This is a genomic window from Ruegeria sp. N4 (assembly GCF_056531425.1).
This window is the reverse complement of record NZ_JBQFLT010000006.1, coordinates 135,853-157,351: the sequence shown is the minus strand read 5'-3', so window position 1 is coordinate 157,351 and position 21,499 is coordinate 135,853. Positions and strand designations below refer to the sequence as shown.

Annotated in this window: 6 protein-coding genes; all 6 read right to left on the bottom strand. The window is 63.6% G+C overall.

What is annotated here, in order from left to right; genetic code table 11:
- Positions 1-45: 45 nt before the first annotated feature.
- Genes ACR0LW_RS11475 through ACR0LW_RS11450 form a run of 6 tightly spaced genes read right to left on the bottom strand, consistent with a single transcriptional unit; the run spans position 46 to position 21,413 of the window.
- Entirely contained in the window at positions 46-3,507 is a 3,462-nt protein-coding gene (locus ACR0LW_RS11475; protein ID WP_480882720.1) for an RHS repeat domain-containing protein, read from the bottom strand.
- Positions 3,507-7,349 (bottom strand): hypothetical protein, encoded by a 3,843-nt coding sequence (locus ACR0LW_RS11470; RefSeq protein WP_480882719.1) that lies wholly within the window; start codon positions 7,347-7,349, stop codon positions 3,507-3,509. The genes ACR0LW_RS11475 and ACR0LW_RS11470 overlap by 1 nt, the downstream gene beginning before the upstream one ends.
- Positions 7,350-7,352: 3 nt before the next feature.
- Positions 7,353-8,399 (bottom strand): hypothetical protein, encoded by a 1,047-nt coding sequence (locus ACR0LW_RS11465; RefSeq protein ID WP_170517500.1) that lies wholly within the window; start codon positions 8,397-8,399, stop codon positions 7,353-7,355.
- Entirely contained in the window at positions 8,396-10,498 is a 2,103-nt protein-coding gene (locus tag ACR0LW_RS11460; protein ID WP_480882718.1) for a hypothetical protein, read from the bottom strand. The genes ACR0LW_RS11465 and ACR0LW_RS11460 overlap by 4 nt, the downstream gene beginning before the upstream one ends.
- A 2-nt stretch (positions 10,499-10,500) precedes the next feature.
- Entirely contained in the window at positions 10,501-20,271 is a 9,771-nt protein-coding gene (locus ACR0LW_RS11455) for a DUF6603 domain-containing protein (protein WP_480882717.1), read from the bottom strand.
- The gene (locus ACR0LW_RS11450; protein WP_480882716.1) at positions 20,268-21,413 is read right to left on the bottom strand and encodes a hypothetical protein; all 1,146 of its coding nucleotides are present in this window, start codon (positions 21,411-21,413) and stop codon (positions 20,268-20,270) included. The genes ACR0LW_RS11455 and ACR0LW_RS11450 overlap by 4 nt, the downstream gene beginning before the upstream one ends.
- Between the last annotated feature and the right edge of the window lie 86 nt (positions 21,414-21,499).

Genomic DNA, 21,499 nt, shown 5'->3' with positions numbered 1-21,499 from the left:
CCGTTCCTTTAGCGGTCGGATCACTTATGCCTCGTCGGCTGAACCTCAGGGGCTTGGGTCGAACCGATTGAAGGCGCGGGCGGCCAGATAGGCCGAACGGCGCATCACCTGATCCAGCGTCACAGTAGTTTCCCCCGAGCGGGGCGAGATTTCGGCAACGTCAAAGGGCCGGTTTGCAGGATCAAGTACGGCGATAAGGGCAACCCTGTCCTGTGCTGCCTCGCCAGCGGCGCGTGTTAGATCGACCGTGTCGAAATGGGCTATACCGGTCTTGCGGCTGAACAGTGGGTCTTCGGGGTTCGCCCTGCGCAGGAAGCGAAGGTGAAGACCGGGATCTGGTATCGCAAAATCGCGCTGGGCGTTCGTTCCGGTCACGCCCGCAGAAATTGCGTTGCGTAGATTGTCGCTGACCTCAATATCGTCAAGCCCAAGGCCGCGCGCGAAACTCAGGTAGAACAAGTTTACCTGAATATCTGCTGCGGGTAAGGGGGTTACGTGCCGATGATGTACCTGCACAAAAGCGCTGAAGCTATTTGATGCGGTTGCCAGGTTAAGGCTGCGCGCGGCTGCGAAATTGACTTCGTTTGCGTTCAGAAGCACCTCGATCGGCGGGGTGTCGACGAACAGAATATCCGGGCTGTTGTGCGTGACCAGTGGGCGGTTGCTGGGATTGGACGGGTCCGTTCGCGGGGCCCAGGCCGGGTCTGGCAGATCGCCGCGCCCGGTGTCGAACTCAAAGGTCCGGATATAGCTGCGCCCGACCGAGTGCGGGGTGTCTGACACGTCGCGCTCCCAAACGCCCAAAGACACAAGCGCGGCGCGCAGATACCGCCGGTCGCCGGACCGGAACAGAGACAGGTCTTCGACCAGCGTCTGGGGCAAGCCGTCCATGATAGGCCGCCAGGTCCAGCTCGGATGCGCCCCGGACTGGTCGATCTGTCCTTCGAAAACACCAACCCGCGTGCCGACCCAGACCACATCCGGGTTGTCTGGGTCCACAAGCACCGCATGGGCCGAGGCAGGGGTGCCGCTGGTGCCGGTTGCCACGTCCGGCTCGGTTAAATGCAGCCCGGTTGGATACCATCGCCCGTCGCCGTTATACCACCACAGCGTATCGAAGTTCGGATCCGTGATCAGTTCGCCATCCCCGTCGCGGCGCGTCCGACCCGAGGTTGTGACATACAGCGTTGTATCTGTGTGTCTTGCGATGGCAGTCCATGAGGTTCCGGAAAAGTAGGGAAGGTAGTCCAGAAACGGATCAGGCTCATCGCCTTCGGCCTTTTTGTTGCTGGGCCGGTTGCCGCTGATGATGGCGGCCCTGCGTCCGGTCCAGCTGGGGTTGTTTCCCTCGAACGTGAATATCCGAACCGTGCGTTCGCACAGCACCGCGATGCTGGTGCCTTCAAAATCGGGCGGTTCGCCCTCGACCAGTGCATCCAATGCGACGACCTTGTCGCTTAGGGTTTCAAAACGGAGCTGGTCGCGAAAGACGCGGTTCCGCGAATCCCGGCCTGGCTCGGTGGTGCTGCGGGCCGAATGGGGATCGGTGGCAGATGGAAGTGTCACCCAACTCATCCAATCCGTTCTCAGGCGATGCCCGTACCAGTCGTTGGTCATCCAGATCCGGTCGGTCCCTATGAACACCCGTGCTGTGTCGTCTGTTTCCCCCGGCAGGACCAGCGGGTTGGAGTAGAAACTTGCCCGGCCGTTTTCTGCCTTTTCGGAATCCCATTTTCGATTCCATGCATGCCGGACAGCGGGTCCGCGTGGTTGGCGGGCGGGGATGAAATCCCAGTCTGCATTGAAGGTCTGCTTGACCACCATATGCGGTCGCGTTGGGTGATAGGCGCATCCACCCCCGTCGCTGCCATAAATCTGGTCCCAGAAACTGCCGCCAATGCGTTCAATAAACCCATTGTCCTGCAAGCCCGCGATCAGGTGGCCGTCAAGCGTTGGGTGGGATTGTATGTAGCCCGGTTCCAACGTCGGCAGACCGACATTGCGCGACGTCCCCGAGCCGCCCGCCGTGAGTGGCCGGGTAAAGACGCCGCCATCGCATGAAACCCAAAGCGTGTTATTCGCCGGACGCAGGGCGTGAACATCTGCGTGGATGCCACGGCCGGCAAAGGTCGGGTCGGTATCGGCTGTCGTCTGGTTGGCGGCGGTGAACCCGGCGGACAGATCGTTTGCCGCAGCGGTGCCCGTGATTGGCAGACGGAAAATCAGCGCATTGCTGTTCATTCCCTGACCGCCGATAAAGACGACATCGTCGCCCGAACCATTGTCCACAACCGTGATGCACTGGTCATAATGCGATTGGTCACTTTCGATCACATAATCGGTCCCGTCCTGAGTGACCGAGGACGTATAGACACCCACGGGCCAGTCATCGATCGACACCGCTGCGACGGGCGTTCCGGACACTCCGGCAGGGGTGTGTGACAGATCGATCAGCCACCCCTGGCCAAGGCCTCTCTTGTCTGTGACGTTGGATTCTTTCAGCCCGGCAACATAGATGCGCCTTGCTTCATTAGGGGAGGCCGCAAGGCTAAGGCGTGTGCCGGTGTCGTGGTCCGGCAGCGCGATGCGTTGGAACGTGCCGGTCGGCCCTCCGGTCGAAAGCCAGATGCCATCCAGATCCTCGTCAGCGCCCATCAGCGCGACAAACAGGCCCTGATCGGTCCAAAGCAGATCGGTGCAGGCCCCATCGTCATCTTCGGTGAACTCACCATCCGTGAAGTCGACAAATGTCCAGCTTTGGTCTTCGACAAAACGGCCTTGCCGCATGAACAGACCACGGGACGTTGCGGCCAGAAGGGTCGCCTCATCTGCCGGGTCGGGGGTGAGAGGGGTTCCGGGTTCGCGGGCCAGACGATAGATTCCTGCGCCGATAAGCTCCTCGCCGCCTTCGCGTTGCCACGGGTTGACCCCGACCAGCGAAATCGCCTGATCGACCGTTCCATTCAGACGCAGTACCCCGATCCCCGCATGTTTGCCCCCGGGACCGAGTGAGAAATATGGGTTAAGCTCGCCGGTTCCCACATAGACCGCGTCCAAGGCGGGGTCGTCGGCACCTCCGCCGTCTTCTCCCCACTCGACCAGCAATGCGCCGACGGTCAGTACAAGATCGTCCCGGCTTGTGGCCGCGGCCAGGGCCCAACTGCCCAGCGGTGCCCAGCTTTCCCCGGCATCGTCGGTGTACCAGACACCGCCATTGGCCGCCCCGGCATAGGCACGCTGGCCGTTTGGATGCACCTGAATATCGCGAATGCGCCCTGCAACCACTGGGTCGCCGTCCGCCTGACCGTTGCGCAGAATGAAGGGGCCCAGCGGCATCCATTGGCGTTCTTCGTCAAAGGCCCCCTCGATCACTTCGCCCAAGGCTGCAAGGTTGCCCAGATTCCCTCCGATAGCCGTTCCATTGGCGCGCGCTGCGTTGGCCTCGGCCCGGCCAGCGAGGGTTTCGGGCGGTTTCCTCAGATCGCGTGGCCAGTCATAGCGTGCCATCAGGTGCCTCCTTCCTCGCTATCGTCGCTGGCCCCAATCCGTATCCAGCCTTCTTCAACCGAAACCGGGCCGTCCGGCAGGATGGCAGCCTGCGTTGCCGCCAGAATGGGATCATCGCGCCAGGTGATCGGGCTGTTGCGGCGGGTCCACCGCTGGTCTTTGCCAAAGGCCGCAATCTTCGGCAGGCGCACCTTGTCGGGATCGATCAGAACCGGGCCGATCCGCGCTGACGGGGCAATCTTTTCAAGCCCCGGAGCCACCCAATCACGCAGCAATTCCAAAGACTTTCTCGGCAATATCCCGGATGTCGCATGCACCCGCGCGGCGGGGTTCATCAACAACGTCAACTGCACTTTCTGCCCCGAATGGGTAAAGATACGCCCGCCCGGCTCGATGTAGGGCGAGGTCAGCGGCGACGGTTCCGCCAGTGTGGCCGAGCCCAGAATGGCGCGGAAGCCAAACCCCAACCCGGTAGCCGGTGCAGCCTTGCTGACGGACTTTTCGATCAGGCGGAAGCGGCGGAAATCGTCGCCGACGAAATAGCCGTAAAGCCCGTCATAGCCCTTGGCAACTTCACCCAGCGCGATCTCGAAGGCGCGCGCTTTGACCGCTTCGAATACGCCTTCGTCGTCAAGCAGTTGGGACAATCCTTCGGCTGTTTCGCCAAAGGCATCAATCTGCGAAAGGTCGGTTGGGATATCCAGCCACAGCGTTGCTCGCACCACGGCGACCGGGCGTCCGACCAGTCCTGCAATTGTGGCTCCGGCCTGTACCTGCGCCTCGTCCACACCCCACATCGTTGTGTCAACCGCGCGCAGGAAGGCCGACAGCGCGCTTTCGTCTTCTGCGGTCTCAGGGTCCTGTGTCCGCAGCGCGTCCGCGTCGATCATCCCACGCGCGATCCGGCCCAGCACCTGCGCCGCCGGGGGCAGGCCCACCTCGGGGTCGTTAACAGCCGGTCCGGGGCGGCCAACCGCGCCTTCCCAGACCAGACCACCTGCTACGGGGTCCTGCAGAACCTCGCCCAGCGGGTTGCCTTGCGCATCGAACATCTCAAGCGACTCGTCGATGAAATCCGGCAGGATGTAACCGGCGATGGGGCTGATGCCCTGAGACGGGTTCGCCTGGTTCAGGCGGGCTTCGGCAGGTTCATCAGATGTGTCTGCCGGATCGACAAAGCGGAACATGAGCCGACCAGGCAGCGACAAGCGTGGCGGCAGTTCAAGGGCCGGACGATCCTCGGCATCCGTGCTGGACAGCGCATGTGGGCGCACCAACCGCTGCGTGTTGAGGTCCCGGAACCGTCCGAAACAATCGACGATCCGCGCCCGGACAAGGCTCAGGCGGCCACTTGCGATCAGACGGGGAAGCCCAACCGCCCGAATGTTATCGGCGACTGCTTCGGGCACGTCACGCTCTTGCCCGTCGGGTTGGGGTTCGAGGCCAAGCCACAGGTCACCGACCTGATCCAGCGTGACCGACCCCAGATCCGCAAGGTCCAGATAAGTCCTGAGCTGCGCAAGGCGCGCCTCATGCGCCTCGGAAATCTCGCCAACCTCATCCTCGTCGCGCTGGTTTTCGGCGTCCAGATAGTCGGAAATCAGGCTGGTCCACGCATCGTGCAGACCATCGGTAATGGGCGAACGGCCGAGGATGTTAAGGGATTGCCCGCCAACGTCAGAGGCCCCTTCGAATTCAATCCGGCCCAGTTTCCAGCCGTCAAAATCCTGGCCGGTTTCCAGACGCGCCTCCCATTCTAGCCAGACCGGCACCCAGGGTTGGGACCACATGGTTATTCCAACCGGGCTGGGCTCGCGCCCTTCGGCAAGCGAGAACCTAAGCAACTCGTCGCTCAGCGTCGCCCGCGCCATCGGTGTGGTATTCGCGGCCAGTGGCGGCGTGCCGTCATAGCTGCCCTCGGGCGAGAACCGCAGCGCCATTTCGGCCCGCACGCGGGTTTGCACCGCCGGGGCCTCTGCCGGTTCCGAAGTTTGCTCGATGGCTTGCAGCATCCAGGCCAGCATGTAGATGTCGAACAGGAAGCTGTGTTCCAATATCCGGCGGGTCTGGCCCGGCAAGTTGGACAGGTTGGGCAGCGCGGGTACATAATCGCGCGCTTCAAATCGGCGACCGAAGGCGATTGGCAACTCACGCGCCCAGTGGCAGCGCAAACGTCTGTCTTCGGTGAAACGCCAGTCGTCAAACCGGTTCGAGCGTCCAAAGTCGCGCAACCCAACAACCGGAGGCACCGCGCGATGATAGCGGGGCGCGGGGCGGCGAATGCGCCGGACGGTTGGGCCTTCGTCGTCGGGCTGGGTGCGGAACCGCTTGTCGGTTTCCAGCTTTGCCGTGCGGCGCAGTTCGTTCAGATCGGCCTTTTTGGACCCGGATTTGGTGCCAAGCCACATTACGTCCGCCTTTGGCGGCGGCTTTGAGGCAAGCGTGGCGATCTTCGTGCGCACGGGCCGCCCGGCCTTGATGTCGGTCTGCCGCCGCTCGACAATCACGTCCTCATAGACTTCGCGACCACGGAAGGATTCAAACCCGTCCCCGTGTTCAGCTTCGTCCAGCGCGATGATGCCGTCCTGCTCTCCCAACCGGCGAATGGCCCCATTGGCAACGGCGGTCAGCAGGCTTTCGGTGTATTCCCGTTCCTCGCCGTCGGTCAGGCCGAAGCTGTCGGCCACTTGCGCGGCGATCAATCGCTCAAGGGTCGGCCCAAGCGCAATTCCAATGGCAGGCGGGCGGGGGGCCAAATCGCGCCCGACCGGCCCGGTGATCCGAACCCCCATGACCCGTCCATGCAGAACGGTATCGTAGTGCATGGTCACCAGCGACATTGCCACCGCGTCGAAGACAAGCGGTTCGTACCCGCTGGCCAATGCGGCCTGCGCGCTGGACAGTGACAATGCGGTGCGCGTGTCGGTGACCCGCAGGCCACGGGCCGAGACGGCCTCGACCGGTGTGTCGAAACTGTCGGTCACCGTAGATGAGGATGCGCGGAACTGGGTCTGCGCAAAGCCAGCCAAACCGGATTGAACCGGTTGTGAGATTGCACCTTCATACGGGGCCGGGGACGCGGTCCACCCAAGCTCGTCCAGCGTGCGCGAGACGGCAAATGGCCAGAAGCTTTTCGCCAGCGGGTCCGAGGCCCGTTCGGACCACCAGCCAATGATCACATATGAGGCAAGGCGAGTGGTGATCTGGTTTGGGTTCAGGTCCGTCAGCGGGTCGTGGAACCCGAACCGATTGCGGGTCGAGTCATACCCCGCCGTCCAGCTTGGTGAGCCGCCCACGACGCCGTCCAACTCGCCGGGTTCCAACTGATCGCCGTCGCCTGTGTTGTCGCCATCGGGGTAATCTTCCAGATCATAGACCCGGCCCGTCTCTGACGCGACGACCCAGGCGCGCAGATCAACGGTGCGTGTGTTTTCGGGGCCGGTCATCCGCACCACCAGCCAACGGTTCGGCAGTGGACGCAGGGATAGCGGGCTATCCTCGTCGTCCTCAAGATCACCGCGCAACAACCCATCGGGCAGCGCCCAGTGAATGTGAATGCCGGGGTCCCGGGGTTGCGGATCCGAGAAGGGCGGGGCGGGTTCATCCGTATCGCTGGCCGGTCCGCCAAGCTCCATCGGAAGCCTTACATAGTCCTCGTCATGATTGACCGGCACGTAAAGCGCGCGGACATCCACCGGAACGACCAGTGCAGGCGGCGGCGGTGGCGGCGTTGCGAACCGGTCGAGGCGGGACACCGCCGTGTCGCCCAGTTCAACGGCCATCGACCAGCCCGGACGGGCGAGGATGGCTTGCATCAGCTGCGGATCAATCGGGTTGGCCATGGCTCAGCTCTCGTCCAGGCGGTGGCGAAGGATTTCGGCGTAATCGGGCGTGACGGCCAGGTTCGGCGTGAATGCCGCATCCTGAATGACAACGGTCGTGGTGGTCTGCGCAAAGACCTGACGGTAGGGGAAGCGGATCATCTGCATCGCAAACTCGGCCCCGTCGATTTCCGTGCCGGGATTGGGGTCTGTCATACCGGTGCCCTCGGCATCGGCAAAGGCGCGGGCGGTGTTCGACAGATCAAGCACCCCGGCGGACCCGGGGCGAAAGCGGACCGGGATTTGGGCTGCCAGTGCCGACAGGGCGGTGGGGTCGTCGTCATCCGGTTCAACTGCAACGCCATCATCATCCACATATCCGGCGGTCCGCACGTCCCGTGCGGGCACAAAGGCCCGCCAACGCCCGCCGGATTGTTCATCCAGCCGGACGCCAAACTGAAGACCCTGCCGGGGTTCTTCGATATGGATGACATTGGGAATGCCGTCGAACAGCGCCAACAGCACCGACGGGGCCAGCCGTTCGAGCCTCAGCAGCTTGATCCGGTCTGGATGAGACTCCGGCACGATGTCTTCATCATTGTCCACCGGTTCCGCGTCATAGGCGCGGATGTGCATCCCCGGCCAGCCCGCCACGGCGGCCGAGCGCATCAGGAACCCGGTCACGATCCCGGCGGATCCGGTCAGGTTCGGCTCGGACCCGGGTGAGCGGACACGGCGCTCCGCCTCGTCTATTTCTTCCTCGATCTGCGGATACAGCCGTTCCAATTGCGCACGTTCCAGCGAGTTGGCGGTACCGACGCTCAGCGCGCCCTGCACCAGCGCGTCCGTCCAGGCCCTGTCGAGATAGAAGAACCGTATCGATTCGACCGGCAGAAGATCGGAATCCGGCACCAGAGTGTTAAAGGGCACGCCTTCCAGCATGCGCAGCCGCGCCAGAAAGGTCAGCACACTATCCGTCGCCACGGTTTCTCCATCCGGGGCCGCAAGGAACAGGTCGAGGTTCAGGGCCGCGTGCAGTTGTTCATACCCAAGCTTGTCTGACAGCTTCATCTGCGGGTCCTTTCGATACGGTCGGCGAGAAAATCGCCAAGATTGTCAAAGTCCTGGACTTGATCCAGATCGCCTGCCTCAAGCGCGTCGGGACCAACGGCAAACTGTGCAAGCTGCCGCACGCCGGAATCCAGCGTATCGACAAGCCGCGCCGCTATCTCCGCATCCGGCTGAACGGTGGCCCCTGCAACCGTTGGCGATTGCTCCATAAGTTGGGCCAGCGCGCCCTCGTCATCGGGTTGCCGCAGCAAGGCGCCGACGACGGCCCGGTCCAGTTGCAGACCTTCGGCCAGAATGCGGGTGGGGTCGTCGTCCAACTCGGGCACAGGGTTGCCGACGTCGACACGCGGGCGCAGGGCGGCGACGCTGGTTTCGGGGTTGATGCTGACGGTTTGGATCAGGCTGGCCTCAAGCTCTCGGGCAAAGCGGGCTTTCAGCAGCGTGTCGAAGACGTTTGGATTTGGCACAGCAACCGCGGCAAGCCCCAGCTGGTCATTGATCGCGAAATCGATCCCAGCCTTGGCCCGTGCCGCACCAAACCGTTCCGCCCGCCACCGTTTGAGCGCGGCGATGAACGACGGCTGCGACAGGGCCAGAAGACGCCCCGTTTCAAAGGCCACGGCAAGCGAGACATCCTCTTCACCCCCCGGAGTCATCGTTCGCAGATGGTCGCTGACATGTGCCAGTGTTCGACCCGACGTGCCGGGCAAATCGCGTTGCAGCCGAACGGGTGAGAACGGCCCCCGGTACCACGCGCTTTCACCATCGCCGACGCGGGTTCTGTAGGGCAGGGACAGATGCCCGCTTTCCGCCACCTCCAGCGGCAAACGGGATGCCGGGGCGGGGCCAGAGCTGTCGCCGCCGGTGTCCGGCGTACAATCGGCCAGCGGGCGGGCGAACCCGCTGCCGGTGCGGCGACCCAGCAACCCCACATCGAGATTTTTCATCAACTGTTCGAAACTGCCCGCACCGCTGCAGGTGAACCGCCACGAGGTCAAAACCGGAAAGCGCAAGATCTGGTCCTGAAACACCTTGTCGACCGGGATTGAAAACCCGTCAAACACGCCTTGCAGTTTGAAGGTTGTGCTTTGGTTGGAGGACAGGGTTGCAAAGTCTCCGTCCAGTAACGCAGCGCCGGAGATCGGCCCAAGATTGGCCAGGCCACCATTGGTTGTCCCCGCCCGGTCGATCATGGTTCCGTCATGAAACACCACCTCACCCCGACGGATGGCTTCGGCCATCGCGTTGCCGTCCGTGGTGTCGAGATCCCTGATCTCACCATCGATCTGAGGCGTGATCGCCGCCCCGGTCTCGATGGCGTTGTTGACCACCGCAAGTTCGTCGCTGAACACCAGATCGGAGATATCGAAAAACGGTCTGGGCGGCAGCGGGGCGGGCAGGGCACCCAGTTGCCCCTCAAGGTTCACCAGACAGGCGGTATAGGCCTTGGGTCGGCAATTCACCCGATCGAACTGCGGTATCCTGTTGGCAATGACCACCGCAAGGAAGCCGTCATCATCGCCCATCGCGGCCTCGGTGTCGTCTATATTCACCTCTCGCACATGGGTCAGCAGCGGCAGATCTTCGACGGTTGGGAACACGCGCCTGACCACGGATGCGGCAACCGAAAGCCGGGTGGCGGTCGGCACATCCTTGTCACCGGGCAGATCGACCCCTTCGGTCACGCAGTCTTGCCATGGAATGTCATGTTCGATCTGGCCTTCGCCCTCGGCGATGATGACAAGGGCGAGCCATGGCGTACGCTCAGTCACCTCCTGATCGCCGAACATGGTGCCATCCTGCGCCGCCTTTCGATCCCATGGCAGGGTTTTCTTTTTCAGGACGATCTGCGGCAGGCGGGATTCATAGGCGCCTTCGGAATTCGCAGGCGGAAACGTCATAAGCGCTTGATCCGGCGGCAGTTTCAGCCGTGGCGCGGTGACGTTGATATGGGTCTCCAACGGGCGTACCCCGAGGTTCGAGGCCGCATCGCCATCTTCCGTCGCCTCGATGTCCAGATCGCCGCGCAGCCTGTACCGTCCCGCTTCAAGGGCGGGAACGATGCTGTCGTAGAGGAAGAAACGACCACGTGCGACCATTGCTAGAACTCCTGGTATTCGTCCTGCCGCGGCGTGACATCTGCCGGGGGACTCCATTTGAACGTGAGCCGCGCACCCTTGCCGCGCAGTAGACCGACCGAAAGCGAGACGCTTTCGTTCAGTAGGCGGGTAACAAGACGATCTGGCTGCAACTGCGCCGCGATAACCCCATCCAGACGACCGGGGACCAGCCCGGCGACCCGAACCGCAAAGCCTGCGTCGTCCTGCGGTTTCAGCGCGTACACGACCAGGGTTTTGCCATCGAACGGGGCGAGGATGGGCTTGTCGTCCAGCACCTCGGCCCCGCGCACGGAAACTGCGAGGGATTCCAGATCCTCTGCGACAACCTCACCTTCCAGCAACAGGGCGACGGATGTGGCGGGCCGGTCAAAGCGGGTTTCGACCAAGGCAGACTGATCCGTCAGGTACGATGCCCGGAACCAGCCGGTGCCACCAGCCCGTCCGCCGCGCACGCGGCTTGCACCTTCGGCATAGAGGAAGCCGCCCCGACACAGGGCCAGTGACCGCGCGAAATAGGCAACCGACTCGGATTCGGTCCACCCGGCGAATTCCGGGGCGGCGGCCCCGTCGTCACCGGACACGACGGCATAGGCGGCTGTTCCCTTGGGCAGTTTGACCCGCCGCGCGTCACCGGCGCTGTCCGACAGGACGCGCCCGTCCAGACCGATGGCGACAATACGGGCAGGACCGTTCAGCGCGACCACACCGCTTGTTTCAAACCGGGGCGAGCGGGCAGCGCCCGGCAGATCGAAAACAGCGATTTCTCCGGGGGCCAGCCCTGTGGGTTTGATGTTGTCCGTATGCGCCCCCCGTGGCGGTTTCGCGCCAGCCATAAGTGCGGTAGCTGCCAGCCGGTCTCGGGTCGGGCCAGAGGCGCGCGTCGCGCTTGAGGACGCCTGAACACCAGCCGCCAATGTCAGCGGAACGCGCTGTTCAGCGACAACCGTGCGTCCGACCTGCGCACCGGCCGACGCGGCGCGCAGCAGCAGGGCAGGTGCCCGATCCTGACGTGCCGCCAGAACCTCATCCAGCACAGGTGGGCGAACACGTTTCGCACGGCGCGCCCGGTCGGCCGGAACGCGGGTGACACGCGCGGCCAGTGCGCCACCAGCCTCGCCCAGTGACACGTTGGGCAGCGCCAGTTGTCCCCGCAGCCGGGGCGTGCCAAAGCGGATGGGGCGGCGTTCGGGCGGCGTCCGCAGCACTTCGCGCTTGGCACCGGGGGCCGCGTCACTGACGATGCGTTCGGTCAGCAGACCAACCCGCATCGGTGTCCGGCGGCTGCGGTCAAAGGCACGGGCACCGGTTGCGCCGACGCGAAGGCGTTGATCCTGCTGGAACTCCGCTGACAACTGCGCCATCTGAAGGTCGTTGATTGAACTCAGCAAAGTGCGATGTTCGGTGGCCAGTATCGCCACCGCGACGAAGAACTGCCCCACATCGCGCAATGGCAGAGGTTTGCGCAGATCGGATTCGACCTGATTGAACGCCACACCGCCGGTTGAGGCATCCGGGCGGCGGTTGAAGAACTCGGGCACAAAACGCAGGTCCACGCCTTCGGTCGCGCCGATCACCTTGCCTTTTGGCACTTTCTTGTCATCCAACCCCTGTGGCGGTCCCCAGACACCGACCGGGAATGCGCCGGTGTTGCGGGTGGTCATCTTGATCTTGTCCAGATCATCCAGCCGTTCGTCATTCGGGCGGTCAAGGCGGCGCAGTTGCAGCGACAAAGTGATTTCGGAAACGATCAGGTTGACCGGGGCCACCCCCAGCGTGGACGTGGGATCACGCTCGATCGGAGCGCGCCCCGGCCGAATGATGCGGGTCAGCGGAATGGTACTGGTCAGCGATAGCTCAAACTCGCTCATGACGTCGAACGGATTGGCCTCGGACCCGTCGGCGGTACCGGGCGGTTCGCCGTCATTGCTGGCGGGCGGCAGTGCACCGCGCCCGGCGATGCCGGACAGTGCCTCGGCCAGATTGCCATTTGCCAGTTCCAGATACTTGGCCGAGAAGTCCACCCACGAGATGTACTGGATCGGCGGATCGCCCTGTTTGCCGAATTTGACCGTGACGTCGATGGGCCCGATCTTGATCCGTGCCTTGCCATGGAACTCCGGCCCGGCGACCTGAATTTCAGCGCTGAGCGTGAAGGACAGTTTGATCGTTCCGAACCACGTCTTGATCCGGATACCCGCCGAAATCCGTGCATAGGCGTCGGCCTCGTAGCGGAAGGGATCGAAGTAGACGATGGCGTTGCCGCCCCAGCCCAGAGACGCGAACACCGGCCCGAACTTGGCGGACGCTTCGAACAATCCGCCGCCCATGATCGCCTCGGAGGTCAGAGCAAAGTAGTTCTCGGCCTTGATGACGATGTTCGAGGAAACCGACCAGTTATACCCAAGCCGAGGAACAACCGGATAGCCTTCGGCGTCAAAATTCGGGTGATACCCGCCCAGCGTCAGGACAAACTGCCCCCGGTTCGGCCCCTTGAACCAACTGACATAGGCAAAGCCGCCGGTCAGGCGCGCGCTGGGGTGCAGCAGCCAGGAATTGTCGGTCAGCTGCGCCTGAATCCAGATAACACCCTCTTCGGTCGAGAACCGCGCCAGCAGGCCGAGCTCGATAGAAACAAGCGCGAATTGCGGTCTGGGAAGGGCCATCCGGGCCAGGCCAAAGATCGACAACTCGAACCCGTTGCCGAATTCGACGGCCACAACGGCGATCCCGTCGACCAGCGCAAAAGAGGTAAAGCTGATCCCCGCAGCGAACCAGAACTTGCCGCGAATGGCGGGGAAGGTGTTGCGCACTTCCTCAAGGTAGGCAATGACGTCCGTGGGTAGGTCTGCCGCAGGGTCAAGTGCCTGAATCAGAACGAAATCTCCGAAATCGCCCAGATCCGTGGGTGGGACCAGATCGCGGTTGATGCCAAAGCCGCCGCCAATCCCGGTCAGGAAGAAGGCCGGGGCCCCGCCGATTGGACCAAGGAAAGACCCGACCGCGAAGAAGGCGGTATACCGCCCCTGATCGTCCGAGGTGGAGGCGTAGCCGCCATAGATCGACAGGCCGTAAACCGCGAACCGTGCAGCGATCATGCCGACATATTCGATATCCGGCGTTTCACCGAATTTGCGCAATCCACCGGCAAGGCTGATCCCGGACAGATCGGCTGAGATACCCAGCCCGGCCAGATCGACGCCCCAGGATGCGCTGTCCAGCAGGCCACCCCGATCCGTTCTGTAAATCAGTTCCAGATCATCAACACTGGCCGCCAGCCCCGCAATCGTGACCGAACCATCAAACAGCAGCGAAATGGATTGCAGTCCCTCGGTCTCATCCGATTGCGCACCCAGACCGATCTGATCGACATAAAGCGGGCCAAAGCCTTTGCGGATCGGCAGCCACCACGGCCCCGATCCTTCGCCTGCGCGGAACCCGAACCGGAAACCGCCGCCGGACAAGGTTTGGACCGACAGCGCCGGGCTGAACGCAGGGGCAAGAGCAGCGTCGCCGTCATTGGTTTCGCTCAGCAGGCCAGAGGCCACCGCGTTGTCGCCGGACCCGCCGCCGACGGCCGCGCCCACTTCGGCAAGTTCGACCTGAGCACCGCCCAGAACCTCGCCAGTCTCAACGCGTGCAAAGGCGTGTATCGCAATTGATCCCAGCGCGATGGGGGATTTCACAAGCGGAGCGTTGCTGCGCCCGATCCTGATCCCGATGCCGTTGACGGCCAGCGTCGGGGCGAAATCCAGTCCACCGCTTGTGCTGAGCAATCCGATCTGAAGGCCGGGATCCACATCCCCGTTGATCCAGCGGCTGTCATTCTCCAGCCAGATCGCAATGTCCCCGCCGACAATCTCGAACCTGTTGGCGATGCCAAGTGACAGGCCGATGGAGTTTCCGACGCGGGCAATGCCGATATCCACCTCGCCACCGACGCGCACGCTGGGCCCGGCATCGGCGATGTTTTCGATGAGTGTCAGCAGCCGGTCCAGCTTGGTCAGCAGCAGCGCTTCGATGTCTTCGCCGTCACCCGGCAGAACGCGGAAGAAGTCCGCGTCCAACGCACCGCCGGGCGTCAGGATAACACCGCCCAAAATGCCGCGCACATCGCTTGATCCGACAGGCAGATCGAGCAACGCGTCAACCTCTTCAAGGCCAAGGACAAACCCACCGACAAGTTCCACCGCCAGATGCATCAGCGCGGCGGCGATTTCGGCCGGGGTGTCCGCGCCCACGCCCAGTCGGAATTGTTGCGTCTGGAAGTCGTAGGTCAGACGCAGCACCTGATTTGCAGCCGGATCGAAGGACAGGCCTGTGCTGATCTCGGGGGTCGCGACGCTGCTTCCGACGTCCATTTCAACAATCGGGCGCAGGACAAATCCATCGGCGACCGGAATTGCGGCGGGGCCTATGGTGGTATTCAGACGGGCCAGACCGCCAGCATCGACGCGGACAAGCACGTCGATGTCTTCTACGAAAGGAATGGCCGTCAGGTCGGCGGCAAACTCGACCGCCAAAGGTGCCGTGAACAGTTCCACCGATACCGATGAACCGGGTGTGCCTGCATTGGCGACGGTCACGCGCAGCCCGCTTGCTGTGCCAGCAACCGAAACCCCGGTTGGCAGAACCGGACCCAGTTGTGCCAACCCGCTGGACAAAAGCGTCGGCCATCGGGCGGCCAGACTGCCTTGCGGATCAGCGGCCCAGTCAGCCAGCTCACCCGCGTCAAAGCTGCCCGCGACGCGCAGCGCGAGGGCGTCGCCAATATCGGCCACCACATCCCCGACATCGGTGCCGGTATCCACAATGGCGTCCAAAGCCTGCGGCAATGCCGCGACCAGGGCCGTTGTCAGCAGGCTGGTCAGGTCGGGTGGGCCGGGATAAATTTCGATGTCGGCACCGGTATCGGGTCGCAGCAGCAAGCGCACAACGTCGCCAGAGACCGACAGGTGGACCGCGCGTGTACCGGGGGTTCCGCCTGGCAAACCGGCAAAGAACGATACCTCTGGCCGCGTCTGCCCGCCTGAGGTTGGAAAGCGCAGACCAAAGGCTCCGCCAAAGGCAATGTCGCCGTCGGGAAGGAAGGCGCTGGGATCGATCTGGAATTCCAGCACCAGGCCGCCGGCGTCTCGTGCAACCAGATCGACGCCCTGCGACAGCGTCCAGATGCCGGATCCGCCGCCCACGCCAATCAATGGCCGCAGCGCATCCATGACGGCAATTACCCGCGCCGCGCGTACGCCACCACCCGGGCCGCCCAGCACATCCGCCTGGCTAAGCCAAACGCCGGGATTGGTGAACAGGATCGGAGGCACCCGAACCGGCTCGGTGTTCAGGCCAAAGGCTGCAAGCCCTGCATCCACAATAGGCGTCACGGCGGGATCGAAACTGCGCAAGCCTTCCAGCAGCCGGGAAAGCGCAAGTGCGGACAGGATCGGAGGCACAGCCCGCAGATGGGTCACGAAGTTCGGATCGGGCCACAACGGCATTGATGCGGGAATGTCAGGTAGCCCGCCGGGCAGGGTGACCTGCGCCGAGAAGGGCGCGAAGCCCACCTGTAGGCCAAGGCCATCGGGAACCCCAAACTCCAACGCACCTGACAAAAGGCCGGACGCGCCAAGGCTGGCCTCAAGCGACCACTGACCAAAGATCAGGTCATCGGCGCTGCCGCTGAGCGAGACGTTTAGCCGGTTCTGAGCGCTGTCGAATGAAATTCCGCTGCCGGTGCCTGCCACGAAGGACTGCACCAACGCCAACAGGTCCGCGCCAAGGCTGGGGTCGCCCAACGCGACCTGAAGCTGCGCGGTTGGGTCGTCGATCCAATGCGACAGGGACAGCGGATCAAAGGCATCGTCTGCGCCAAGAATGCCGGTCGCTCGTAGCAGGTCGAGCAGTTCGGCCATGCCTGCCGCAGGTGTGATCGAGGCTTCGGCAACGATTTCAGCCAGCAACTCGCGTATGCCGGGGGCTGTCGGGGCCGCGCTGGCGAGGCCCGGATCGCTGAGGCTGTCGGGGGTGATCGCCAGCCGGGCGTGGCTTTCGCCCAGTATCCGAACACCGTGGAAGATAAGTTCTATGCCATCCGTTTCGGGCTCGGATGTGCCGCCCGTACCGACGCAGGCCGATACTTCGATGGACCGAAGCGCGAGGGGGGCAACGGCATCGTCGCTGTCCGGACCGCCGATCAACCAGCCATTTCCTCGGGTGATCCGGCCCGAAACCACAACCTTGCTGGCAAGGCGGGCGGTGATTAGCGGCACCGAGAGGCCATCGCGGTCAAGACCGGTCGACAACAGCTCGGCCATGGCACGACCTTCGAAGCCGATGGTGCCGTTTGCCGGGGCTTCACCAACGGGCAGGTAGACGCCAAGCCCTGCCGCCTCGATACGTTTGGCGCTGGATCGTGCGGCACGGCTCACCGCGTAAGTGCTGAGCCCGGCGGCCGTGACGGCCGTCATCGCGCGCTGGATCACATCGCGCTGGATCACGCCGTGCAAAAGATGGATTTCAAGGCCCGCACGCACCGCGCCGGTCCAACCGGCGGGCGGCGCGAGTTCGGACAGGGGGCGGCCATTGCGCCGTTGACCGATCAATTGTCGGCCCAGTGCCAGATCAGGATCGTCAGGCTCTGCCGGATCGATGGGGGGCAACAGCTCGTCCAAACGGCTCAGCGCCTCGGATGCTTCGGACGAAAGGGGATCGATACTCGCCCCCGCAAGACCGGCAATCAGCAACCGGTCCGGCCCAGCCGCCATACCGTTCAGCGCAAGCCACGCCGCGTGACCCGCCGCCCGGTCCGCCAAGACGGCGGCATCGGCAATATTCGATGCCGGTGCCAGAGCATTTGCAAGGCGCGCGGCTTGCCCGGCTGCCCCGCCTTCCGGTGTGTCCGGGCGCGGAGCCAGCAATATCGTCCAGGTGCCGCTGGCATCCGCCGGAACCTGCGGAAAGGCCGTTGGTTCGCGGTCGCTGATGCGCAGATCGATGCGCCGAGCAGCCGTTGTATCCGCAGGTGGCGGGGCATTCTCGGACAGCGTTCTGACGACGAAGAGAACGGGCGGTGCGGCACCCAGATAGGGCTCGGCATCGGCAAGCGAGATCAGGCTGTCCGCGTCCGCGTTTTCAATGATGTGCAGAACCGTCCCGGTGGGGGCGTTGGCCGGCGGCCGCACCATGCCATCACTTAGGGTCCATTCGGTCGTCAGGGCGTCCAGCCCGACCTGAAATTCTGCGGTGCCAAACCCGTTCAGCGCGGCGGGAAATTCACTTTGCAAGGCCAAAGCCAGCGCGCCTGCCTCAAGCCCTGTGTTACCCGGACGCCATCTGCGCAGGGGCAGGGAATCAAACCGGTCCGGCGCAGGTTCCGAGCGTTCGGGCATCCGCCATGCGGCCAGGCCGGGGCCGTTTTCAATTCCGGGCAGCTCAATGCGCCACGGATCCCCAAGCGTTCCGGCACCGGACACGCGCCCGCTGGGTGTTTCCAGTGTGGCGGCGAAAACCTCCAATCTGGGGGCGATGCGCGAAATCGGGTCGGACAGCAACTTGCCCAGCCAGTCCCGCAGCGCGTCAGCGGGTTCCGAGACAAGGGCGGCAAGCTGCAGGCGGTTGGGATCGGGTTCGCCGAAAACCCGCCGTTCGCGACGCCAGCCGAGGCAGTCGATAATGGCCAGCAGGAATGCGTTTCCGCTGCGCTCTGCCAGCAGGCCAAGCAGCCGTTCGATGCCATCCCATTGCTCGGGCGTGATCAGATCGACGTCGATGTCGCTGGTCAGATCGGGCAGGTCCAGCGGGATCTCGATTCCTTCGACTGAAATCGTGGGGTTGGGTGCGTCAAACCTGAATGAAAGCCCCGGCTGAGCGGCCCATGATGCCACAAAGCCAAGGTGATCGACCTCGGCCGACAGCCCGCCAGCCCCGGTTTGCATCCGGCCACCACCGCGCGGACGCCCGGTCGCGGCAATATCGATAGACGGCACAAAGGCCGTCGCGCCCGAGGACAGGTTGATCGACACCAAAGCCAGACGCCCGCGCATCTCGAGCACGGTGCAGCGGTCGCCCAGATCGTCCACTCGCGTCATCCAGCCCAGACCAAGCGCCAGCGCACCGGTGTCTGTCCGCCAGATGGCCACATAGATGCCGGGCCGGATCGACAGCCGCCATGGATCGACCTCGGTGCCCGTGCCGGTGACGTCGGCCGCTCCGGTCAACAGCGTCCGCAGGCTTTGCAGCACCGCCGTGACGTCGCTTGTGTGGTCTTCCAGGATTGTCAGCCAGTGGTCGCGCAGGCGGGCGATTGGATCGCCCAGGAAGGTGATCGGATCCAGCGTCGGGAACCCGGCCCCTGCGCCAGTGGGGGCCCGCCAGCCCAATGCAACGCCGATGAGTTCCGCGCCGGGGCCAAGATTGGACAACAGCTCGGTCAGGATGTCGGTCACGGCCTGTGCTGCCGCCGCCGCCAAAGCATCCGGGTTGGTCAGATCCAAGCGGGGGTGCGTGGTTTGGGAAATCACGGCGTTTTCGACCGCGACCACAACATCGGGACGCCGGTCTTCGTTCAGCGTCAGGCCAAGAATCAGGCGTTCAATCGATACGTCGGGCATGGCCAGACCCGACAGATCGAAGCGCAGCGATGCTTCAAGCGCGGGCACGGCGATCGCGTCTGCGGTGCCCAGATCCAATTGCAGGATGTCGGCGGCAAAACGCGCCTCGGCGGTGCCGCTGGTCAAGCCGAAGGCGAGTGAGACCGTGACCTTGGGCCGCGCCGTGGCTCCGGGCTCGGCCATGAAGCCGATGCGAACGGTTCCGCCGCCCAGCGGAAGGTCAATGCCGGTTTGGTCCGCCGCGGCCCCGGACCCCAGAATATCGGCCAAAGCCTCAAGCCAGCGGGCGCGCGATGGCGCATTGCCCAGGACGTCAGCGATCCAGTCCGCAACCGCGTCCAGACCCCGGTCCAGCAAATCCGAGGCCGGAAAAGCCGGGATCTCGGGCGCGCCGCCAAGGCCCAGTGCCGTTGCAAGGGCGCGAACCTCGTCCCCTCCGCCGCCTCGCAGTTGCGCTTCGAGAAGCGACAGGATCAGCTCCGTGGCCGTATCCTGCAACGCGTCGGGATCGGTAAGCGACAGAACCAGATCCCGCGGGGCCTGTTCGCCGGGCAGTTGCAGACCACCCAAGGACAGGGCCACATCCGGCGCGCCATCACCCGCCGCTGTTGGCAAGGCGATCCGGACACCAACACGTGCCAGCCCGGCCTCGCCCGGTTGTGGTGGCGGCCCGACAGTAATCTCGGACGACAGCGCAATATGGCCGCCTTCCTGACCGGCCAGAAACGCGTCGGCAGGGGCAGGTCCGTTGGTTTTGGCCGCGCGAAACAGCGGGAACATCAGCGATGACGTGCTGTCCGCCAGCGCGCCGCCGGTGATCATGCGGACGCCAAGGAACAGGTTGACCTGACCCGCCGGCTGGTCATCGACGACTACGAAAAACGCTACATCCAATCCGGCCTGAACCTGTTCCGAGAACAGCTCGATCCATTGCCGCCCATCTGCGTCCGTCTCAATCTCGCCTTCGCGAACCGTTGCGACAAATTCCAGCAGGGCGGCGCGCTGATCATCGTCGGCAAGGATGCTGGCCAGATAATCCTCGGGCCCGGTGATCCAGTCGGCGTTGAACTCACCTTCGGCGTTCGACAGACCCAACGCCTGAAGCAGAGAGGACAGTTCGCCAAAATCACCGGGTGAGAACGCGTTCACGGCTTATCCCTCCGATAACGGAATGCGGCTTGCGACTGCACGACCAAGGCACCATCCCGAACTGCCAAACCTTGCGCGATAAGCCGGTCATTAAAGACGTCTCGACCCGACGCGCCCGCGATGTTGTCAGCGACCTCCAGCAAGGCCTTGTAGGCAAAGGCGATCAGCGCCTCGCCCCAGATTTCGGCGATCAGGGGATCGCCCAAAGGGCGGTCGGGTGCCGCCGCAATCAGCCCTGTCACGCGCTTTTCGCTGCCCACGGCGAAGGGCACGACCATCTTGGCGCTGCCCGCATCGGTTTCGACAGGCACCGTGACCCGCACGATGCCATCGTCCAGTTCGGTTTCGACCTTGTCGGGATAGACCAACAACTCATTTGTACCGTCATCCCAGATCACAGGCTCCGAAGCCGTATCCGGGTCGGGTTCAGATGTCGGATCGGCAAAGTTCTGTGCCGCAGCCAGCCGAACCAGATTTCCCAGCGCAGGCGCGGCCAGTGGCAGCGTGGCTCCGGGGCGGCCGACCTTTAGTGGCCGATTTGGCAGCAGGTTGGGCGAGGTGTCGCGGATATTGGCCAGCGCGCCGTCAATTACGGAACTTAGTCCCTGCCTACGGGTTTCTGGCCGGTAAAGCTCGGCCTCGACGAACTTGTCCAGAACGCCGACATCGATCTTCAGGTCTCCGGTGGGAATATCAACCTTTCCGCCGCCGGGTGGACGGATATCGTCTATGTCGAGAATGAAATCGCCGATGGTGCGGCCATCACCCAAATCGATCTGGGCGATTTGATCGGTTGCGTTCCTCAGGCGATCACGGTCCAGATCGGACAGCACGGTATCCCCCAAAGCGCGCCCGATGGCCCGCTGCAAACGCGCTGACTGAACGGCGCTTACATCGCTTTGCTTTTCTTCATCGGTGTCATTGTCCACATCATCGCGCGACAGGATCAGATCGCCCAGATTTCGACCGCCCAACTCTACGCGTTCCAGATCTTGCAGCGCGTTGGTGACACGTTTGCGGATCTGGTCGGGAACCGACCGTTCGGTGACAAGCCGTTCGATGCGGCGGCGCAGCCCGCCCGAGCGGCCATTGTCATTGTCGTCGTCGAACGGGTCCCTGCCGGACCCCCTTGGCGGTCTCATGGCCGTACCTTCAAGGCGCAGCGATCACGCACGTGAGAGCGATGCACCGGAATTGAGTTCGCAAAAATCCCGCAAAGCGGGGCGAA